The 19,500-nt window shown below is 68.9% G+C and carries 14 protein-coding genes; 8 read left to right on the top strand and 6 right to left on the bottom strand.

All coding sequences use genetic code 11. The annotated features are described in order from the left end of the window. Nucleotides 1-53: 53 nt before the first annotated feature. Complete coding sequence (locus tag ACK4SE_RS00840; protein ID WP_409687346.1) at nucleotides 54-641, bottom strand: GGDEF domain-containing protein; 588 nt, start codon at nucleotides 639-641, stop codon at nucleotides 54-56. A 120-nt stretch (nucleotides 642-761) separates the two neighbouring features. Between ACK4SE_RS00840 and purE the strand changes: the two genes are divergently transcribed. Next, the gene (gene purE, locus ACK4SE_RS00835) at nucleotides 762-1,253 is read left to right on the top strand and encodes a 5-(carboxyamino)imidazole ribonucleotide mutase (protein ID WP_409687344.1); all 492 of its coding nucleotides are present in this window, start codon (nucleotides 762-764) and stop codon (nucleotides 1,251-1,253) included. Continuing rightward, on the top strand, nucleotides 1,253-2,332 hold the full coding sequence (locus ACK4SE_RS00830; RefSeq protein WP_409687341.1) for a 5-(carboxyamino)imidazole ribonucleotide synthase: 1,080 nt from the start codon (nucleotides 1,253-1,255) through the stop codon (nucleotides 2,330-2,332). Before purE ends, ACK4SE_RS00830 begins: the two co-directional genes overlap by 1 nt. Before the next feature lie 411 nt (nucleotides 2,333-2,743). Here the strand turns inward: ACK4SE_RS00830 and ACK4SE_RS00825 are convergent, their stop codons facing one another. After that, on the bottom strand, nucleotides 2,744-3,382 hold the full coding sequence (locus ACK4SE_RS00825) for a COQ9 family protein (protein WP_409687338.1): 639 nt from the start codon (nucleotides 3,380-3,382) through the stop codon (nucleotides 2,744-2,746). A gap of 202 nt (nucleotides 3,383-3,584) precedes the next feature. Here ACK4SE_RS00825 and rpsU point away from each other — a divergent pair, with 202 nt between their 5' ends. Next, the gene (rpsU, locus tag ACK4SE_RS00820) at nucleotides 3,585-3,815 is read left to right on the top strand and encodes a 30S ribosomal protein S21 (protein ID WP_148291571.1); all 231 of its coding nucleotides are present in this window, start codon (nucleotides 3,585-3,587) and stop codon (nucleotides 3,813-3,815) included. Nucleotides 3,816-3,881: 66 nt separating this feature from the next. Here rpsU and ACK4SE_RS00815 read toward each other — a convergent pair whose 3' ends face one another. After that, entirely contained in the window at nucleotides 3,882-4,466 is a 585-nt protein-coding gene (locus tag ACK4SE_RS00815; protein ID WP_409687335.1) for a TetR family transcriptional regulator, read from the bottom strand. Nucleotides 4,467-4,616: 150 nt separating this feature from the next. Between ACK4SE_RS00815 and ACK4SE_RS00810 the strand changes: the two genes are divergently transcribed. From ACK4SE_RS00810 to ACK4SE_RS00800, 3 genes are read left to right on the top strand one after another with little or no spacing between them, the layout of a single operon-like run. Next, nucleotides 4,617-5,801 (top strand): efflux RND transporter periplasmic adaptor subunit, encoded by a 1,185-nt coding sequence (locus tag ACK4SE_RS00810; protein WP_409687332.1) that lies wholly within the window; start codon nucleotides 4,617-4,619, stop codon nucleotides 5,799-5,801. 19 nt (nucleotides 5,802-5,820) lie between these two features. Next, nucleotides 5,821-9,087, top strand: a complete 3,267-nt coding sequence (locus ACK4SE_RS00805) for an efflux RND transporter permease subunit (protein WP_409687329.1) — start codon at nucleotides 5,821-5,823, stop codon at nucleotides 9,085-9,087. After that, complete coding sequence (locus tag ACK4SE_RS00800; RefSeq protein WP_409687326.1) at nucleotides 9,087-10,526, top strand: efflux transporter outer membrane subunit; 1,440 nt, start codon at nucleotides 9,087-9,089, stop codon at nucleotides 10,524-10,526. Before ACK4SE_RS00805 ends, ACK4SE_RS00800 begins: the two co-directional genes overlap by 1 nt. A gap of 3 nt (nucleotides 10,527-10,529) precedes the next feature. On the opposite strand, the gene ACK4SE_RS00795 is transcribed toward ACK4SE_RS00800, so the two are convergent. The 3 genes from ACK4SE_RS00795 to ACK4SE_RS00785 all read right to left on the bottom strand — a co-directional run bounded on the left by ACK4SE_RS00795 (nucleotide 10,530) and on the right by ACK4SE_RS00785 (nucleotide 13,298). Further along, complete coding sequence (locus ACK4SE_RS00795; RefSeq protein ID WP_409687323.1) at nucleotides 10,530-10,925, bottom strand: MerC domain-containing protein; 396 nt, start codon at nucleotides 10,923-10,925, stop codon at nucleotides 10,530-10,532. A gap of 121 nt (nucleotides 10,926-11,046) precedes the next feature. After that, nucleotides 11,047-11,721, bottom strand: a complete 675-nt coding sequence (locus ACK4SE_RS00790) for a TorF family putative porin (protein WP_409687320.1) — start codon at nucleotides 11,719-11,721, stop codon at nucleotides 11,047-11,049. A 131-nt stretch (nucleotides 11,722-11,852) separates the two neighbouring features. Beyond that, nucleotides 11,853-13,298 carry an ammonium transporter gene (locus ACK4SE_RS00785; RefSeq protein WP_409687318.1) on the bottom strand — a complete coding sequence of 482 codons (1,446 nt, stop codon included), beginning with the start codon at nucleotides 13,296-13,298 and terminating at the stop codon, nucleotides 11,853-11,855. A gap of 249 nt (nucleotides 13,299-13,547) precedes the next feature. Between ACK4SE_RS00785 and ACK4SE_RS00780 the strand changes: the two genes are divergently transcribed. Then, on the top strand, nucleotides 13,548-14,981 hold the full coding sequence (locus ACK4SE_RS00780) for an NAD(P)-dependent oxidoreductase (protein ID WP_409687316.1): 1,434 nt from the start codon (nucleotides 13,548-13,550) through the stop codon (nucleotides 14,979-14,981). After that, the gene (gltB, locus tag ACK4SE_RS00775; RefSeq protein WP_409687313.1) at nucleotides 14,978-19,465 is read left to right on the top strand and encodes a glutamate synthase large subunit; all 4,488 of its coding nucleotides are present in this window, start codon (nucleotides 14,978-14,980) and stop codon (nucleotides 19,463-19,465) included. The genes ACK4SE_RS00780 and gltB overlap by 4 nt, the downstream gene beginning before the upstream one ends. Nucleotides 19,466-19,500: the final 35 nt, after the last annotated feature.

Raw genomic sequence — 19,500 nt, 5'->3', positions numbered from 1 at the left:
CAACGTAGCGGTTATCAGGGCGTTCCGCCCTGCGGCGCGGCGTCCGGGGCGAGTCAGCGGCTCTTTTTCTTCACCCACATGGCGGCGTCGGCTTCGGCCAGCCAGGTTTCGGCGTCGGGCTGGCCCGCATAGGCGCGCACGCCGAACGATCCTCCGAGAGGCACCCGCTCGCCGTCCCACTCGAAGCCGTCGGCGTTGAGGGCCTCCAGCAGGCGGCGGGCCTTTTCGCGGCCTTCGTCGGCCCCGGCGTTCAGCAGCAGCAGGGCGAACTCGTCGCCCCCCAGACGGCCAACGGCGTCACTTTCCCGCAAGTTGGCCAGCATCAGCTCGGCCACGCGCTTCAGCGCGGCGTCCCCGGCGGGATGGCCCAGCGTATCATTGACGCCCTTGAACCCGTCCAGATCCAGATACAGCAGCACGGCGGGCACATCGTGGCGGCGGCAATAGGCCAGCGTCCGGTGCAGCGCCTCCATGAACCCGCGCCGGTTCAGGGCCGGCGTCAGCACATCGTGGTCCGCCGCTGCCTCGGCCGCCTCGGCGCGGGCGCGCAGGGCCTCGACCTCCGCGCGCAGACGCCGGAGCTCGCCTTCCAGGTCGATCGCGAGCGCGCCGCTCACCGGACCCTGACCACCGTCGGACACTCCCGAACTCCCCGCCGGGGGCGCGACTCACCCCCGTTTACGGGTGTGATGCTAACGCACCCGGTTGCTCGCGCAACGCCGGTCCTATAAGCCCGCTGTTTCCTTGACGCCGGAGGGTTCATGGACCGCTCTACGCCCCTGGTCGCCATCGTGATGGGCAGCCGTTCGGACTGGCCCACCATGAAGTGCGCCGCCGACGCGCTGGACGCGCTGGATGTGGCCTGGGAGGCGCGCGTCGTCTCGGCCCACCGCACCCCCGACCGGCTGGTCGCCTTCTCGCGCGGCGCCAGGGGCGAGGGCTTCAAGGTCATCATCGCGGGCGCGGGCGGCGCGGCCCACCTGCCGGGCATGGTCGCCTCCATGACCGAGCTGCCGGTGCTGGGCGTGCCGGTGAAGTCCAAGGCGCTGAAGGGCCTAGATTCCCTATTGTCCATAGTCCAGATGCCCGGCGGCGTGCCGGTGGGAACCCTCGCCATCGGCGAGGCGGGGGCCACCAATGCGGGGCTTCTGGCGGCCCAGATTCTGGCGCTGTCGGACGAGGCCCTGGCCGGACGTCTGGCCAGGTGGCGCGCGGACCTGACCGCCTCGGTCGCGGAGACCGTCGAGGACTGATGGCGCAGTTCCCCCTCGCTCCCGGCTCCAGCATCGGCATTCTCGGCGGCGGCCAGTTGGGCCGGATGCTGTCGCAGGCGGCCTCGCGGCTGGGCTTCGACGTGGTGATCCTCGACCCCCAGGCCGAAAGCCCGGCGGGTCGGGTGTCGCGCCAGCAGATCACCGCCCCCTTCGACGATCCCGATGCGCTGGAGGCGCTGGGCCGGGCGTCGGACGTGGTGACCTTCGAGTTCGAGAACGTGCCCTCGGCGGCGGTGGACCTGCTGGCCGTCAACGGCGCGGCGGTGGCGCCCGGCCCCACGGCGCTGGCAGTGGCGCAGGACCGCTCGGCGGAAAAGACCTTCCTGAACGCCGTGGGCGCCGCGACAGTGGACTTCGCCTCCATCGATTCCGCCGCCGACATCACCGCCGCCCTGCCCCGCGTCGGCCTGCCCGCCCTGCTCAAGACCCGGCGCGAGGGCTATGACGGCAAGGGCCAGGCCTGGGTCCGCTCGGCCGACGAGGCCGAAGCCGCCTTCGAGGCCATCGGGCGGGCGCCCGCGATTCTCGAGGCGAAGGCCGACTTCGTGCGCGAGCTTTCGATCATCGCCGCGCGCGGGCTGGAGGGCGAGATCGCCGTCTATCCGCTGGGCGAAAACCGCCACGCCGACGGCATCCTGCGCACCACCCTCGCCCCCGCCGAGGTGCGCCCCGACACCGCCGCCCGCGCCCGCGAGATCGCCGAGGCCATTCTGGACGGCCTGGCCTATGTGGGCGTCATCGGGGTGGAGCTGTTCGAGCTGGCGGACGGGACCCTGCTGGTCAACGAGATCGCCCCGCGGGTGCACAACACCGGCCACTGGACCCAGGACGGCTGCCTCTGCGACCAGTTCGAACAGCACATCCGCGCCATCGCCGGCTGGCCGCTGGGCTCCACCGACGCGGTGGCCCGGGTGGAGATGACCAATCTGCTGGGCGAGGACGTCCTCGACTGGCCCGCCCTGTCCGCCGACCCCGCCGCGCGGCTGCACCTGTACGGCAAGGGCGAGGCGCGTCCGGGCCGGAAGATGGGGCATGTGAACCGGGTGCGGGGGCTGTAGGTCTCCCTGCCGACGCGCGGTAACCGAGCCGTTAGATGCCAAATATGCTGACCGAGGCTGAATCAGCACGCTCCTCCAGCCAGGCGGCTAAGGCATCGAGCAAATCCAGCTTCCCCGTGAAATCGCCCGCAGTCCTAAATTCAGCAGCCTCAGCTCGCAGCCGATAAGCGAGGTCTCTCAACGCTGCCATTTCGAGTTCATAGACGCCGTAGCGATGGCTGGGGGTCCAGGATGGCGCGACAATTCGAAGATGTTGTGGCTCGACAAGATCGAAGGCTTCTTCGCTGAGAGCGACACCAGCCCCTATCTCACCTTTAATTTCCCGCTCAAAGAACTAAACCGTCTCACCACCAACGAGCCCCGTGGTGCTCTCAAGTCCGTAAGCTGACGACATAGTTCTGGCGTAGCTCCCTACCCTCGATACCGCATCCGCCCCAGCCACTCCGTGGCCTTGCGCAGGGGGGCGTCGAAGTCCTTGCCGGCTTTCCACTTCTCGAAGGTCATGACGTTGTCGATGCGGCGCTGGACGAAGGCCTCGGCAGCCTCGCGGCCATCGAACCAGCGCAGGGTCAGGGCGGGGATCAGGATGCCCGACAGGATCATGCGTTTGGAATAGTGATTCTCGTCCGTGGCCGTGTCGCCGGCCCAGCGCCAGATGCGGTCGGCGCTCTCCCACGCCAGCTCCAGGCCCAGATCGGCATTGGCAGGCAGGGCGAGGAAGCCGGCGCACCGTTTCGTGGCCTCCAGATCCGCCGCCCCGGCCTCCATGCGGGCCGAGACCCCGGCGAAGATTCGCTCGCGGATCTTCAGGCCCTCGGAAGACAGACCGTCCAGCGCGCGGCCGTCATGGCGGCGCGACAGCAGGGCGGCCAGATCGCGCGGCCCGTTGGGCAGCAGCAGCTCCTCGTCCCCGCGCGACAGGCCGTTAGCCTCGCAGGCCGCGCGCACCAGGCGGCGGTTCCAGCCCAACGCCCGGGCGCGCTCCACGGCGGCGTCCAGCACCGCCTGCTCCATGCGGTCAGCCCAGTCGGGTTTCGTGCTCGTGTTCATGCGTTCAGAATACGCCCGGGCCGCGCGCGTGGCGAGCCTGCATCACAATCTGCGTCCTTTGGACCGGAAACCTAGACAGGCTCGAACCGTTCGTGTATCCGCACGCCTTCCTTGCGGGAGCCCGTCTTCCGCGAGAAATTGTTTTTTGTTCGCCCGTCTCCCTTGGATAAGGACGCGGCGGGCGGCCAAAGGAGAGAGACCCCTGGTTCAGATTTTCGTTCGCGACAACAATGTCGATCAGGCGCTCAAGGCCCTGAAGAAGAAGATGCAGCGCGAAGGCAGCTTCCGTGAGATGAAGCGCCACGTGCATTACGAAAAGCCGTCGGAAAAGCGCGCCCGTCAAAAGGCCGAGGCTGTTCGCCGCGCCCGCAAGCTTGCCCGCAAGCGCGCCCAGCGCGAGGGTCTGCTGCCCGCGCCGCCGCCGCGCCGCTAAAGCAGAACGTCTGCTGAAACGATCAGGCCGTCCCGGTTCGCCGGGGCGGCTTTTTCGCGTCGGGCTTCAGCAATCGCCATCGATGCAGTTCTGGAACACCACGGCCAGACGCTCGCACAGCTTGGCGGTGTCCTCTTCCGACAGGCCGTAGCCGCCGGCCATGTCGCGGCTCAGGGCCATACCCATCAGAACCCCCAGCACCATGCGCGAGCGGACCTCCACGTCCTCGCCGCCCAGCCATTTGATGAAGGGGGCGTAGAATCGCTCGTACGTGGACCGGCGGATGATCTCCGCCGCCTTGGCCGACCCCATGGAGCGCAGCATGATCAGCAGCCCGTCCAGCTTGCAGTCGTCCATCTCGGACGGATCATAGACCAGCTCGTAGGCCAGCTCGCGGCCGAAGTCGGCGCGGTCACCCTCGAACCAGTCCTTGGCGCTGCCGCATGAGCCGAGCACCTCTGCGAACAGGTCTTCCTTCGAACCGAAGTACCTGGACACCAGGGCCGCATCGACCCCGGCCTCCCTGCCGATGTCGCGCATCCCCACCTCCTCATAGCCCTGATGGGTGAACAGCTCGCGCGCGGAGTCCAGAATGCGCGCTCGCGTGTTCGCGGCGTTTCGGGGTCTTGCGGAACAGTCGGTCAGAACCAATCTCCGGTCAGCGAAAAAACAAGCGTCGCTGTTTTTCAAGTCAACGAGTGTTGACAAACATAGAGCATCGCGAGCAATAAGTCATCAGACGTTGACTCGCGGCGATCTCCCCATCGCATACGTGGTCCGTCCCGACAGGAGAAGACCCCCATGCGACCGTACCGCGTGATCGCCGCGAGCGCTTTTGCGTTGCTCGTCCTTTCCGGCTGTGGAGACCCCGCCGAGGGTCAGGCCCCGCCGGCCGCCGCCACCGTTTCCGTGGCCACCCCCCTTGCTCGACAGGTCACCGACTGGGACGAGTTCGTGGGCCGCTTCGAGGCGGTTCAGACGGTGGACGTGCGCGCCCGGGTGGGCGGCTACATTCAGGCGGTTCACTTCCGCGACGGCCAGATGGTCCAGCGCGGCCAACTTCTGTTCACCCTTGACCCTCGCCCGGCCCAGGCCGCCCTGGCCGCCGCGCGCGCCTCGGTCGCCCAGGCCGAGGCCCAGGCCGGTCTGGCCCGCGCCGAGTTCGCCCGCGCCGAAGGGCTGCTGGAGGCCCAGGCGGTGTCCCAGGCCGAGTTCGACAGCGCCCGCGCCGCCGTCAGTCAGGCGCAAGCCGCCCTCGCCAGCGCCCAGGCCAATGTGCGCGCCCGCCAGCTGGATCTGGAGTTCACGCGCGTCACCGCGCCGTCGTCCGGCCGCGTGTCGGACCGCCGGGTGGACGTGGGCAATCTGGTGGCCGGGGGATCGTCGGCCGCCGACGTCCTGACGACCATCGTGTCGGGCGGACCGATCCACTTCACCTTCGAGGGCTCCGAAGCCCTGCTGCTGAAGTACCAGCGCGACGCCCGCTCCGGCGGCGGCGCCCCGGTGCGTATCCGGCTGCAGGACGAGGGCGACTATCGCTGGTCCGGTACGGTGGACTTCACCGACAACGCCATCGACGCCTCGTCCGGCACCATCCGCTTGCGTGCGGTGGTCAACAACGCCGACGGCTTCCTGACGCCCGGCATGTTCGGCCACGCCCGCGTCGCCGGCTCGGAGGCCTATCAGGCCCTGCTGGTGCCCGAGACCGCCATCGTCACCGACGGCCCGCGCCGCCTTGTCTATGTGGTCGGCGCCGACGGCGTCGTAGCTGGCAAGCCCGTTCAGCTGGGTCCGACGGTGGACGGCCTGCGGGTCGTGCGCGCCGGTCTGGCGCCCGACGACAGGGTCATCGTCAACGGCCTGCAACGGGCCCAGCCCGGTCAGCCGGTGACGCCGCAGAACACCGAAATCACCATCGAGCCGCGTGAAGAGTCGCAGCCGGTGACCACCGCCCAGGCGGCGTCCACCGCGACCATCGCCGACTGATCGGGACAGGCTCCACGCCATGAATTTCTCACGCTTCTTCATCGACCGACCGATCTTCGCGATCGTGATCTCGGTCGTCATCACCCTGATCGGCGCCTTCGCCTATCCGCTGCTGCCCCTGTCGCAGTATCCGGAGATCGCGCCGCCCACCATCTCGATCCAGGCAGCCTATCCCGGCGCCTCGGCCGAGACCCTGGCCGAAACCGTCGCCGCGCCGATCGAGCAGGAGGTGAACGGCGTCGAGAACATGCTCTACATGTCCTCCTCTTCCACCTCCGACGGGGTGGTGGCGGTGACCGTCACCTTCCAGCCGGGCACCGATCTGGATGCGGCCCAGGTGCTGGTCCAGAACCGGGTCGCCCTGGCCGAGCCGCGCCTGCCCGAACAGGTGCGCCAGGTTGGCGTCACGGTGAACAAGCAGGCCACCGACTTCCTGATGCTGGTTGCCCTGACCTCGCCGGACGAGAGTCTCGACGTCGACTACATGGGCAACTACGCCAACTCGACGCTGCGTGACCGCATTCTGCGCATCGAGGGGGTAGGCCAGGTCCAGATCTTCGGCGGCGGCAACTATTCCATGCGGATCTGGATCGATCCCGCCAAGGCGGCCGCGCGCAATCTGACGGCGCCGGAGATCATCAACGCCCTGCGCGGCCAGAACACCCAGGCCGCCGCCGGCGCCATCGGCCAGCCGCCCTATACGGACAACGCTTCGGCCTTCCAGCTGCCTGTGCAGGTGGAAAGCCGGCTGTCGGATCCCGCGCAGTTCGCCAATGTGGTCATCAAGACCGACGCCGAGGGCCGCGTCACCCGCGTGAGCGATGTGGCGCGGGTCGAGCTGGGGTCGCAGGACTACGGCATCCGCGGTTATTTCTCGGGCGAACGCGGCGTGGCCATGGCCATCATCCAGCAGCCCGGCGCCAACGCCCTGAACACCGCCCACGCGGTGCTGACCGAGATCGACGCCCTGTCCGGCGACTTCCCGCCCGGCATGACCTATTCCATCCCCTACAACCCGACCGAATACGTCGAGTATTCGGTGGAGGCGGTTCAGCACACCCTGATCGAGGCCATCTTCCTGGTCATGATCGTGGTGCTGGTGTTCCTGCAGACCTGGCGCGCGGCGATCATCCCAATTCTCGCCATCCCCGTGGCCCTGGTCGGCACCTTCGCCATCCAGTTGGCGCTGGGCTTCTCGATCAACTCCCTGTCCCTGTTCGCCCTGGTGCTGGCGGTGGGCATCGTGGTGGATGACGCCATCATCGTGGTCGAGAACGTGGAGCGCTACATCCGCGAGGGCCTGACCCCCCGTGAAGCCGCCTACAAATCCATGCGTGAGGTCTCGGGCGCCCTGATCGCCATCAGCCTGGTGCTGGTCGCGGTGTTCGTGCCGACGGCTTTCGTGTCGGGCATTCCGGGCATCTTCTATCGCCAGTTCGCCGTCACCATCGCCGGCGCCACCATGATCTCACTGCTGGTGTCGCTGACCCTGTCCCCGGCCCTGGCCGCCCTGCTGCTGAAACCGCACAAGCCGCACGACGCCGACGCCCGCAAGCGCGGCCCCATCGGGACCGGCTTCCACTACCTCGGCATGGCGGGGGCCAAATTCAATCAGGGCTTCGACTGGCTGGCAGACCGCTACGGCCGCCTGACCGCCCGGCTGGTTCGCACCGTCTCCATCGTCCTGATCATCTATGTGGGGCTCCTGGCCCTGACCGGATGGCGTCTGATGGACACGCCCACCGGCTTCATCCCCGAGCAGGATCAGGGCTTCCTGATCGGCGTGGTGCAGCTGCCGCCCGGCGCCTCTCTGGACCGCACCGAAGCCGCCATGACCCGCGCCGTGGAGATCGTCCGCGCGACCGAGGGCGTCGTCGATGTGGCCGCCTTCGCCGGTCTGGACGGCACCAGCTTCTCGGCGGGTTCGAACTCCGCGACCATGTTCATCCGTCTGGCTGATCACGGCGAGCGTTCGGCGCCCGAACTGACGGCCTCGGCCCTGGCGGGACAGCTTTCCATGGCCGCCGGCGCCATCGAGGAAGCGCAGATCTTCATGATCGCCCCCCCTGCGGTGCAGGGTCTGGGCAACGGCAACGGCTTCGTCATGATGGTCCAGGACCGATCCGGCGCCGGCTATGAGGCGCTGCAAGGCGCCACCTACGCCATGATGGGCGCCGCCGCCCAGGTTCCGGACGAGGTGCAGCAGGTCTTCAGCCTGTACAACACCGGCACTCCGCGCATTCAGGCCGACGTCGACCGCGACCGGGCGTTGATGATGGGCGTCCAGCCCGCCGATGTGTACGACACCCTCGGCATCTATCTGGGCTCGTCCTACATCAACGACTTCAACTATCTCGGCCGCACGTTCCGGGTCACCGCGCAGGCCGAGCCCGCCTATCGCGACGACATTTCGGACATCGCCAACCTGCAGACGCGCTCCTCCTCCGGCGCCATGGTTCCGATCGGTTCGGTGGCGACCCTGAGAGACGACTCCGGCCCGGCCCGGGTGGTCCGCTACAACATGTTCCCGGCCTCCGAGCTTCAGGGCCAGGCCGCCCCGGGGGTGTCGTCCGGACAGGCGCTGGCCACGATGGAGGCCATGGCCGCCCAGGCCTTGCCGGCAGGGTTCAGCTATGAATGGACCGGCCTTGCCTATCAGGAGCAGCAGTCGGGCTCGTCCTCGACCATGATCTTCATGATGGCGGTGGTGTTTGTGTTCCTGGTGCTGGCCGCCCAGTACGAGGCCTTCACCCTGCCGCTGGCGGTCATTTTGATCGTGCCCATGTGCATTCTGGCGGCCCTGATCGGGGTCAATCTGAACGGCATGGACAACAACATCCTGACCCAGGTGGGTCTGGTGGTGCTGATCGCGCTCGCGGCCAAGAACGCCATCCTGATCGTGGAGTTCGCCAAACAGGCCGAGGAGGACGACGGGCTCAACCGCTGGGACGCCGCGGTTCGCGCCGCGCGCATCCGCCTGCGGCCGATCCTGATGACGTCCTTCGCCTTCATCTTCGGCGTGCTGCCCCTGGCCATCGCCACCGGACCCGGCGCGGAGATGCGTCAGGCCCTGGGCGTGGCGGTGGTGTTCGGCATGATCGGGGTGACCCTGTTCGGCCTGATCTTCACGCCTGTGTTCTACGTCATCTCCCGCTGGGTCTCGGGCAAGCTGCCCCGCGCCCCCGAGAAGGAGCGCGACCTGCCCACCACCTACGGCGCGCCGCCCCACGACCCCTATGATCCTGACGCGCCGGCGCCCGCCGCCGGCCGGACCGGAGACCATTGATGACCCCTCGCCTGTCCACTTCCGCCCGTTTCCTCTCCGCCGCCTGCGCAATGGCTCTCCTGTCGGCGTGCGCGGTGGGGCCGAGGGCGCCCGAGGCTACCCTCCCCCCCCCGGCCTCGGGCGCCTTCATCGGCCAGGGGCTGACCGCGCAGGTCAGCCCCGCCGAGGCCCGCAGCGACTGGTGGCGTCTGTACAATGATCCCGCGCTGGACAGTCTGGTCGCCCAGGCCCTGGCCGAGAACAACGAACTCGAGGTGGCCCTCGCCAACCTGCGTCTGGTGCGCGCATCGCTGAGCGAGGCCCGGTCCGCCCGTCTGCCGTCCACCACCGTGGGTGCGTCGGGCCAGTACGGCCGCCAGTCCGCCTACGCCGTCAATCCCGGGGCGACCGAGCCCCTGGACGAGGGCGAGACCTATGACGTGGGTCTGGACGTCGCCTATGAGATCGACCTGTTCGGTCGAGTGTCATCGACCATCCGGGCCGCCCGCGCCGACGCCGACGCGGCCCAGGCCGCGCTGGAGGTGGTGCAGGTCACCGTGGCCGCCGAAACGGCGCGCGCCTATGCTGACTCCTGTTCCGCCAACGCCCAGATCGCGGTGGCCGAACGGACCATTGGTCTGCAGCAGGAAACCGCTGACCTGACCCGGCGCCTGCTGGATCTGGGCCGGGGCACTGGTCTGGACACCGCCCGGGCGGATTCCGCCCTGCAGTCCACGCGCGCCACCCTGCCGCCCCTGCGGGCCCAGCGCGACGCCGCGCTGTTCCGCCTGTCGACCCTGACCGGCGTCACGCCGGCCGAAGCCAGCCAAGCTGCGCGCGACTGCGTCCGGCCGCCCCAGCTGACCCAGCCGATCCCCATCGGCGACGGCGCGGCCCTGCTGGCGCGGCGTCCCGACGTGCGCCGGGCGGAACGCGAGCTGGCCAGCGCCGCTGCTCGGGTGAACGTGGCCGTGGCCTCGCTCTATCCCACCATCCAGCTGGGCGGCTCCCTCGGCGCCACGGCGCTGGACGCCGCGGATCTGGGCGACGACACGGCGTTCCGGTTCAATGTGGGCCCGTTGATCAGCTGGTCCTTCCCCAACATCGCCGCCACCCGGGCGCGCATCACCCAGGCCGAGGCCGGGACGGACATCGCCCTGGCCAATTTCGACCAGACGGTGCTGGTGGCGCTGCAGGAGACGGAGACGGCCCTGTCGGCCTACGCCAATGAACTGGACCGCCGGGCGGCCCTGACAACGGCGCGGGATCGGGCAGCGGACGCCGAGCGGCTGTCGCGTTTGCGCTTCGACGCGGGCGCCGACAGCTTCCTGACCCTTCTGGACGCCCAGCGCACCCTCGCCCAGGCCGACGCCGCGCTGGCCGCGTCTGATGCGCAGGTTAGCACCAACCAGATCGCCCTGTTCAAGGCGCTGGCCGGCGGATGGGCTGTCGCTGGGTAATGCTCAGCAGCGGTGACGGCGTCGCCGCAGATTGATCCCGTGGGCGGCGCTCAGCAGAAGGGCGCCGGCCACGGTGATCGGCGTCTCCATCGCATGGTTCGGCCACTCGGCCGCGCCCAGCACCAGCGCCGTCAACCCCAGCCCGGCTAGCGACAGGGGCAAGACCCGCAAGGCTCCCCGCGGCGGCCATGCCAGGGTCCAGATCGAAAGCGGCGCAGCCACCGCCACAAAGAGCCAGTGAACCCAGGCCGCTTCCGAGGCCAGACCCAGCATCGGCAGGAACGCCGCCGCCAGCGGCAGGGCGAGGCAATGCGCCAGGCAGGCGATCGACAGACCGATGGCGGCAACATCGCCCCAGGATCGGGCGACGGCGCGAGGTGCGACGGCGGTGATGTTCATGCGGGACCCTTCAATGACCCCGCTCATATGTTATTCTATAACATTCACGCAAGATGCCGGCATGAAAAAGCGCCGCCCGGCGAACCAGGCGGCGCTTTGATCGTGACGAACCTCTGTCGCGTCAGAAGCCGGCGGTCAGGCTGACCACCACGCGGCTGTCGAAGATGTCGCCCCAGTCATGCTCGTTGGTGTCGTGGTAGCGCAGGTCCAGGCCGAACACGTCGTTGAAGGCGTAACCCACGCCCAGATTCCAGCCCAGATAGTCGGCGCCGGAGTCGACCCACTGCTGCCCCACCGCGCCCGATACGCTCCACTGCGGGGCGGGCTCGAAGGCGAAGTTGGCCTCCAGATAGGTGGCGTCGTCCTCGGCGCCGAAGAAGTCGGGCGAATAGGCCAGCTTCAGACCGTAGGTCGCCGGGCCGATGGCGCGTGACACCGCTGCAGACGCTTCGGTGAAGTCGTAGTCCGAGCCGTCCGGATCGCCCACATACATGTAGTGAGTGATCCCGAAGTCCCAGTCAAATCCGCCAGCCGAAGGTGCGACACCCAGATAGAAGTCCCACTCGGCGTCGGTGTCGTCGCCGAAATCAACCGTCGAGGCCCACGTGCCCGCGTAAAAGATGCCGGATTCGAAATCCACGCCGCCCTGGATGGCGGGTTCTTCATCCGACTGGCTCACGCCGCGCCAGACATAGTCCGAGGTGGCGGTGACGTTGAAGCTGAATTCCTGGGCCGAGGCTGCACCGGCCAGGGCCAGCACAGCGGCGGAGCAGACAGATGCGATCACTGTTTTCATCGGTTATCCCCTCTTGAGTTCTTTGGTTGAAAGCACTGAGCCTTCGGATCACCCCCGGGGCGGTGGGAGAGCGGGACCCCCTCGATCCCGCTCTCCCGTCCCCCTCCGCCCCGCGGGTGGAGACGATGAAGCTAGTGCTCCAGCGCCTCGCCGTGGATCACGGTGTCCAGACCGGTCTCCTCCTCCTCGGGCCGCACACGCAAACCCGTGGTGAACTTGCAGATCAGCAGGATGAGGAAGGTGCCCACCGCGCTCCACGCGATGGTCCAGGCCAGCCCCAGAGCCTGGGTCGGGACATTGGCCCCTTCCGACACGCTGTTGATGGCGGTCGTGGCGAACACGCCGGTCAGAAGCGCACCGAGCAGACCGCCCGCGCCGTGGATGCCGAACACGTCGAGGCTGTCGTCGTAGCGCAGCAGCTTCTTGATCCAGACCGAGGCCGCGTAGCAGACCGGACCGGCGATCAGGCCGATGATGACCGCGCCCTTGGGATCGACGAAGCCCGCCGCCGGAGTGATGGCGACCAGACCGGCCACCAGACCCGACAGCACGCCGATCAGCGAGGGTTTGCGCTTCTCGATGACCTCGATCAGCTTCCAGCTCAGGGATGCGGCCATGGCGGCCAGCAAGGTGTTCAGCAGCGCGACGCCGGCGATGGCGTCTGCGGCCCAGGCCGAGCCGGCGTTGAAGCCGAACCAGCCCACCAGCAGCAGGCTGGCGCCGATCAGGGTCAGGACGGGGTTGTGAGCCACAATCGGACCCGTGCCGTAGCCCTTCCTCGGGCCAAGGAAGATGGCGCAGACAAGACCCGCCACGCCGGAGTTCACGTGAACCACGGCGCCGCCCGCGAAGTCGAGCACGCCCATGCCGCCCAGGAAGCCGCCGCCCCACACCCAGTGACAGATGGGCGAATAGACGAAGAGGGTCCACAGGGCCGTGAACAGCAGCAGGGCCGAGTACTTCATGCGCTCGGCGAAGGCGCCGGTGACCAGGGCCGGCGTGATGATGGCGAAGGTCAGCTGGAAAGCGATCCAGAGATACTCTGGAAGGCCCGGCGCTGCGGCGTAGGCCGTCTCCATGCCGACGCCGTTCAGGAACATGGCCTGCAAGCCCCCGACTACGGCGTTAACCTGTTCGCCGCTGAAGCCGGCGATGGGCTGACCCACGCCGAAGGCCAGGCTGTAACCTGCGACGAACCAGCACAGGGTGACGACGGCCGCCACGCCCACGGACTGGGTGATGGTGGCGATCACGTTCTTGCGCCGCACCATGCCGCCGTAGAACAGCGCCAGACCGGGCAGGGTCATCAGTAGCACCAGGGCCGTCGAGGTCAGGATCCAGCTGGTGGCCGAACCGTCGATCTCGGCAACCGCCTGGTGATCGAGCAGTGCAGGCGCCGGCGCGGCCTCCTCGGCGGCTGCGGCTTCTTCCGTGGTCACGGTGCTGGCGGCCCCCGCCCCGCTGTCCGCAGCGGCCTGAAGCCCCTCAGGCGCGGCCTCGGCCGCAGGCGCTGCCAGCGTCGCCGGATCAGCCGTCGCAGGGGTGGCGAATGCGCCCCCTGCGTAGAACAATGCCATGGTTAGGATGCATAGCCCGACAAAGCCGGGCAGTCGGTTCCAGATCTTGGTCACTGGTATTCCCCCTGGTTGGTTATCCCGCAGGTGCGAACTGTTTAACGCATTTGCGAAATGCGCAAGAGGCTTTGCCGTGGTCGGAGCACAATTGTTGCCGGATTCACACGGCCGGGCCTTGCGCGCGACTAATTTATTGCGCCAAAGACCACCTGCTCATAGAGTTTTCGCCCGCACTTGCGAGAGGGATTAGATTTGGCTGACGCGAACCAGAAGTTCGTGACCGTTCCGCACGCGGGTCCTGCGAAGACCGCGGCGTCTGAACGCGTGCGCGATTTCGACGAGATCTACGCCTCGTTCCGGGTCGCTGAAGGCACGAGCCAGTCCAGCCGCTGCGCCCAGTGCGGCGTGCCCTTCTGCCAGTCCGGTTGCCCGCTCCAGAACAACATCCCTGACTGGCTGCGGCTGGCCTCCGAGGGACGCGTCGAGGAAGCCTGGCGGCTGTCCGAGGCCACCAGCGCCATGCCCGAAATCTGCGGGCGCATCTGTCCGCAGGACCGCCTGTGCGAAGGGGCCTGCACCCTGGAGCAGTCCGGCTGGGAAACAGTCACCATCGGCTCGGTCGAGAAGTGGCTGGGCGACCAGGCCTTCGACAACGGCTGGGTCTCGCCCCTGCGCCCCCTGACGGAGCGGGGCCGCTCTATCGGGATCATCGGCGCCGGGCCGGCCGGTCTCGCCGCCGCCGACCGGCTGCGCGGGGCGGGCTACGCCGTCACCATCTATGACCGCCATGACCGCGCGGGCGGCCTGCTGACCTATGGCATCCCCGGCTTCAAGCTGGAGAAGTCCGTGGTCGCCCGCCGCGTGGACCGCCTGATCGAGGGCGGGGTGGAATTCCGCCTGAACACCGACATCGGCAAGGACATCTCCTTCGACGACCTGCGCAGCGCCCACGACGCGGTGCTGGTGGCCACAGGCGTCTATCAGGCCCGGCGGCTGTCGGCGCCCGGCTGCGGCTCCAATGGCGTGGTCGCCGCGCTGGACTATCTGATCGCGTCCAACCGCAAGGGCTTCGGCGACGCCGTGGCCGCCTACGACGACGGCCCCCTGAATGCCGAGGGCAAGCGGGTGGTGGTCATCGGCGGCGGCGACACCGCCATGGACTGCGTGCGCACCGCCGTGCGCCAGAGCGCCACTTCGGTCACCTGCATCTATCGCCGCGACCGGGACAACATGCCCGGCAGCGCCCGCGAGACCACCAACGCCGAGGAGGAAGGCGTGCGCTTCGAATGGCTGGCGGCGCCCAAGGCGGTGCTGGGCGGCTCCGACGGCGTGACCGGCCTGCGCGCGGCGCGCATGGCCCTGTCGGCGCCGACGCTGGACGGGCGCTGGACGGTCGAGGAAGTGCCCGGCGGCGAGTTCGACCTGCCCGCCGACCTGATCATCGAGGCCCTGGGCTTTGAACCCGAGAACCTTCCTGTCATCTTCGACGCCGACGATCTGGCGGTGAGCGACTGGAAGACCCTGCGCGTCGCCGCCCATGGCTTCGCCACCAGCCTGCCCGGCGTGTTCGCGGCGGGCGACATCGTGCGCGGCGCCTCTCTCGTGGTCTGGGCCGTGCGTCAGGGACAGGACGCCGCCGCCGAGATCGACCAGTGGTTGCGTAATCAGGACTCCGTTGCGGCATGACGTTCGACCCAAAGCACTACATGGCCCAACGCGACGCCCTGGCGGCGGCCCACGCCTATGAGCCCACGTCCGAGCGTGACGCCTGCGGCGTCGGCCTCGTCGCCGCCCTCGATGGCCAGCCGCGCCGTGAGGTGGTGGAACTGGCGCTCAAGGCCCTGAAGGCCATCTTCCACCGGGGCGCCGTGGACGCCGACGGCAAGTCTGGCGACGGCGCCGGCATCCTGATCGGCATGCCGCGCGCCTTCTTCGAGGCCCAGGTGCGCGACACCGGCCACACCCCCCGCCCTGGCCCCATCGCCGTGGGCCAGGTGTTCTTGCCGCGCACCGATCTGGGGGCCCAGGAGCGCGCCCGCACCCTGGTGGAGAGCGAGGTGCTGAAGGCCGGGTTCTATCTGTACGGCTGGCGGCAGGTGCCCCACCGCATCGAGGTGCTTGGCGAGCGCGCCGCCGCCACCCGCCCCGAGATCGAACAGATCATGCTGGCCCCGCCCGAGGGGCTGGAGGGCGAGGCGCTGGAGCGGGCCCTGTTCCTGCTGCGCCGCCGCATCGAGAAGCGGGCCCAGGCCAAGGGGCTGGCCGAGTTCTATGTCTGCTCCCTGTCGGCCCGCTCGGTGATCTACAAGGGCATGATGCTGGCCGAGGCGCTGGACGAGTTCTATCCGGACCTGACCGATGCGCGCATGGAAGCGCCGGTGGCCCTGTTCCACCAGCGCTACTCCACCAACACCTTCCCGGAATGGCGGCTGGCCCAGCCGTTCCGCATGCTGGCCCACAACGGCGAGATCAACACCCTGCGCGGCAACGCCAACTGGATGCGCAGCCACGAGATCCGCATGACCGCCGACGCCTTCGGCGCCGACGACGCCACGGTCAAGCCGGTGATCCAGCCCTCGGGGTCGGACTCCGCCGCCCTGGACAATGTGTTCGAGGTGCTGGTCCATGCCGGGCGCCCCGCGCCCATGGTCAAGGCCCTGCTGATCCCCGAGGCGCGCCTGCCCGGCCTGATGAAGCCCGAGCACGAGGCGCTCTACGCCTACTGCAACGCGGTGATGGAGCCGTGGGACGGCCCCGCCGCCATCTGCGCCACCGACGGCCGCTGGGTCGTGGCGGGCAAGGACCGCAACGGCCTGCGCCCCCTGCGCGCCGCCATCACCACCGACGGCCTGCTGATCTGCGGCTCCGAGGCGGGCATGACCGGCGTGGCCGAGGAGCGCATCGCGGAGCGCCGCCACATCGGCCCCGGCCGCATGATCTGCGTCGATCTGGAGGCGGGCCGCTTCTATGACGAGGCCGAGACCATCGACCGACTGGCCGAGGATCACCCCTACGCCGAGTGGCTCGACAACATGGTCGAGCTGGAGCCCATGATCGGCCCCGGCGACGAGCCGCGCCGTCTGGACGGCGAGGCCCTGGTCCGCGCCCAGGCCGCTGTCGGCTGGACCGACGAGGACATCGAGAGCCTGCTCGACCCCATGGCCGCCGACGGCAAGGAAGCGGTGGGCTCCATGGGCGACGACACCCCGCCCGCGGTGCTGTCCCATCAGGACCGGCCCTTCAGCCACTATTTCCGCCAGCAGTTCGCCCAGGTCACCAACCCGCCCATCGACTCCCTGCGCGAGGCGGGGGCCATGAGCCTGAAGACCCGGTTCAAGAACCTCGGCAACATCCTGGCCCAGGACGAGACCCAGACGCGGGTGTTCGTGCTGGAGTCCCCGGTCCTGACCACCGGCATGTATGAGCGTATGCTGCTGGCCGTGGGCGCGGGCGCCACCAGCCACATCGACTGCACCTTCCCGGCGCCGGCCGACGGCGCAAAGCCGGGCGAGGCCCTGCGTCAGGCGCTGGACCGCATTCGCGACGAGGCGGTCCAGGCGGCCGCCGAAGGGGCGGCGCTGATCGTGCTGACCGACGAGCACATGGGTCCCGGTCGCCCGCTGGCGCCCATGATCCTCGCGGCCGCGGCGGTGCACGCCCGGCTGGTGGACGAAGGCCTGCGCTCGTTCGTCTCCATTGTGGTGCGCACGTCCGAGGCCATCGACGCCCACGCCTTCGCCGTGCTGGTCGGGGTCGGGGCCACGGCGGTCAACGCCTGGCTGGCGCAGGAGACCTTCCAGGACCGCATGGACGCGGGCCGCTATCCCGGCCTGACGCTGCGCGACGCGTGCCTGAACTACAAGAAGGCGGTCGAGGCGGGTCTGATGAAGATCCTGGCCAAGAAGGGCATCTCGGTCATCTCCGCCTATCGCGGCGGCTATGAGTTCGAGGCGCTGGGCCTGTCGCGGGCGCTGGTCAACGAGTTCTTCCCCGGCATGGTCTCGCGCATCTCCGGCGTCGGCCTGGCGGGCATCGAGGCGCAGATGGTGCGCAAGGCGAAGCGCGGCTTCGAGGCTGCCCGCCCGGCCCGCCGCATCGGCGGATCGCACCGCATCCGCGCGGGCGAGGAGACCCACGGCTGGGACGCCGAGATGATCCACCGCCTGCAGGACGCCACCACGCGCGGCGACTACAAGCGGTTCAAGGCCTACTCCCGGCGCGCCCGTGAACTGCCCTCCATCGCGCTCAGGGATCTGCTGGACTTCCGCGAGGCGGCCCGGCCCGCGCCGCTGGACGAGGTCGAGAGCGTCAACGAAATCCGCAAGCGCTTCGTCACCCCCGGCATGAGCCTGGGCGCCCTGTCGCCCGAGGCCCACGAGACCCTCAACATCGCCATGAACCGCATCGGCTCGCGCTCGGTCTCGGGCGAGGGCGGCGAGGATCCGGAGCGCTATCAGCCGCGCAACAACGGCGACAATCCGAACTCGGCTATCAAGCAGGTGGCCTCGGGCCGTTTCGGCGTCACCGCCGAATATCTCAACCAGTGCCGCGAGATCGAGATCAAGGTGGCCCAGGGCGCCAAGCCCGGCGAGGGCGGCCAGTTGCCCGGCTTCAAGGTCACCGAGTTCATCGCCCGCATGCGCCATTCGACGCCGGGCGTGGGCCTGATCAGCCCGCCGCCGCACCACGACATCTATTCCATCGAGGATCTGGCCCAACTCATCTACGACCTGAAGCAGATCAACCCGGACGCCCGGGTGACGGTGAAGCTGGTCTCCTCCGCCGGCATCGGCGCGGTGGCGGCGGGCGTGGCCAAGGCGAAGGCCGACATCATCCTGATCTCGGGCCACAATGGCGGCACCGGCGCGTCGGCCATGGGCTCCATCAAGCACGCGGGCATGCCGTGGGAGATGGGTCTGGCCGAGGCCCATCAGGTGCTGGGCCTCAACGGCCTGCGCGACCACGTGCGCCTGCGCACCGACGGCGGCATCCGCACGGGTCGGGACGTGGTCATCGCCGCCCTGCTGGGGGCCGAGGAGTTCGGCATCGGCACCGCCAGCTTGATCGCCGTGGGCTGTCTGATGGTGCGCCAGTGCCATTCCAATACCTGCCCCGTCGGCGTCTGCGTTCAGGACGAGCGCCTGCGCGCCATGTTCACCGGCACGGCGGACAAGGTGGTCAATCTGTTCAGCTTCATCGCCGAGGAGACGCGCGAGGTGCTGTCGTCGCTGGGTCTGCGCTCGCTGGACGAGGCCGTGGGCCGCACCGACCTTCTGCGTCAGGTCTCGCGCGGCGGCGCCGAGCTGGATGACCTGGACCTCAACCCCCTGCTGGTGCGCGTGGACGGCGGCCTGCAGGTGCGGCGCGGGCCCGAGGCCCGACGCAACGCCGTGCCCGACACCCTGGACGCCCAGGTGGTGCGCGACGCTGCCCCCTTCCTGGAGCGGCGCGAGAAGATGCAACTGACCTATTCGGTCCGCAACGTTCAGCGCGCCATCGGCACCCGCACCTCCAGCCACATCGTGCGCAAATACGGCTCGGACCTGCCCGACGGGCACCTGACCCTGAAGCTGCGCGGCTCTGCCGGTCAGTCGCTGGCCGCCTGGGGCATGAAGGGCCTCAAGATCGAGCTGGACGGCGAGGCCAATGACTATGTGGGCAAGGGCCTGTCCGGGGCCGAGATCGTGGTGCGCCCGACCCGGTGGATGGAGCGTCAGGCCATCGTCGGCAACACCTGCCTGTACGGCGCCACCTCCGGCGCGCTGTACGCCGCGGGCATGGCGGGCGAGCGCTTTGCTGTCCGGAACTCCGGGGCCACGGCGGTGATCGAGGGCTGCGGCGCCCACGGCTGCGAATACATGACCGGCGGCGCCGTGGTGATCCTGGGCCAGGTCGGCTGGAACTTCGCCGCCGGCATGTCCGGCGGGCGCGTCCATGTGCTGGACGAGGACGGCGACCTGGCCGCACACGTCAACGCGGAGTCCGTGGTGCTCGGGCCCGTGGTCGGCGCCTCGGCGGACGCGTTGCGAGGTCTGGTGGAGCGCCATGCGCTCGAGACAGGCTCGCCCAAGGCGCGCCGCCTGCTGGAGAACTGGGCCACCGCGCTCAAGCAGTTCGTGGAGATCCTGCCGGTCGAAACGGCGGCCAGGGCGTCCCTCAAGCGGGCCTGATCAACTGTAATTCCCGCTCATCCCGGCGAAAGCCG

Origin of the sequence: Brevundimonas sp., from assembly GCF_046293315.1 — a bacterium.
In the GTDB taxonomy this organism is placed as follows: domain Bacteria; phylum Pseudomonadota; class Alphaproteobacteria; order Caulobacterales; family Caulobacteraceae; genus Brevundimonas.
Note: the sequence above shows the minus strand (reverse complement) of the source record. Positions and strands in the feature narration are given on the sequence as shown.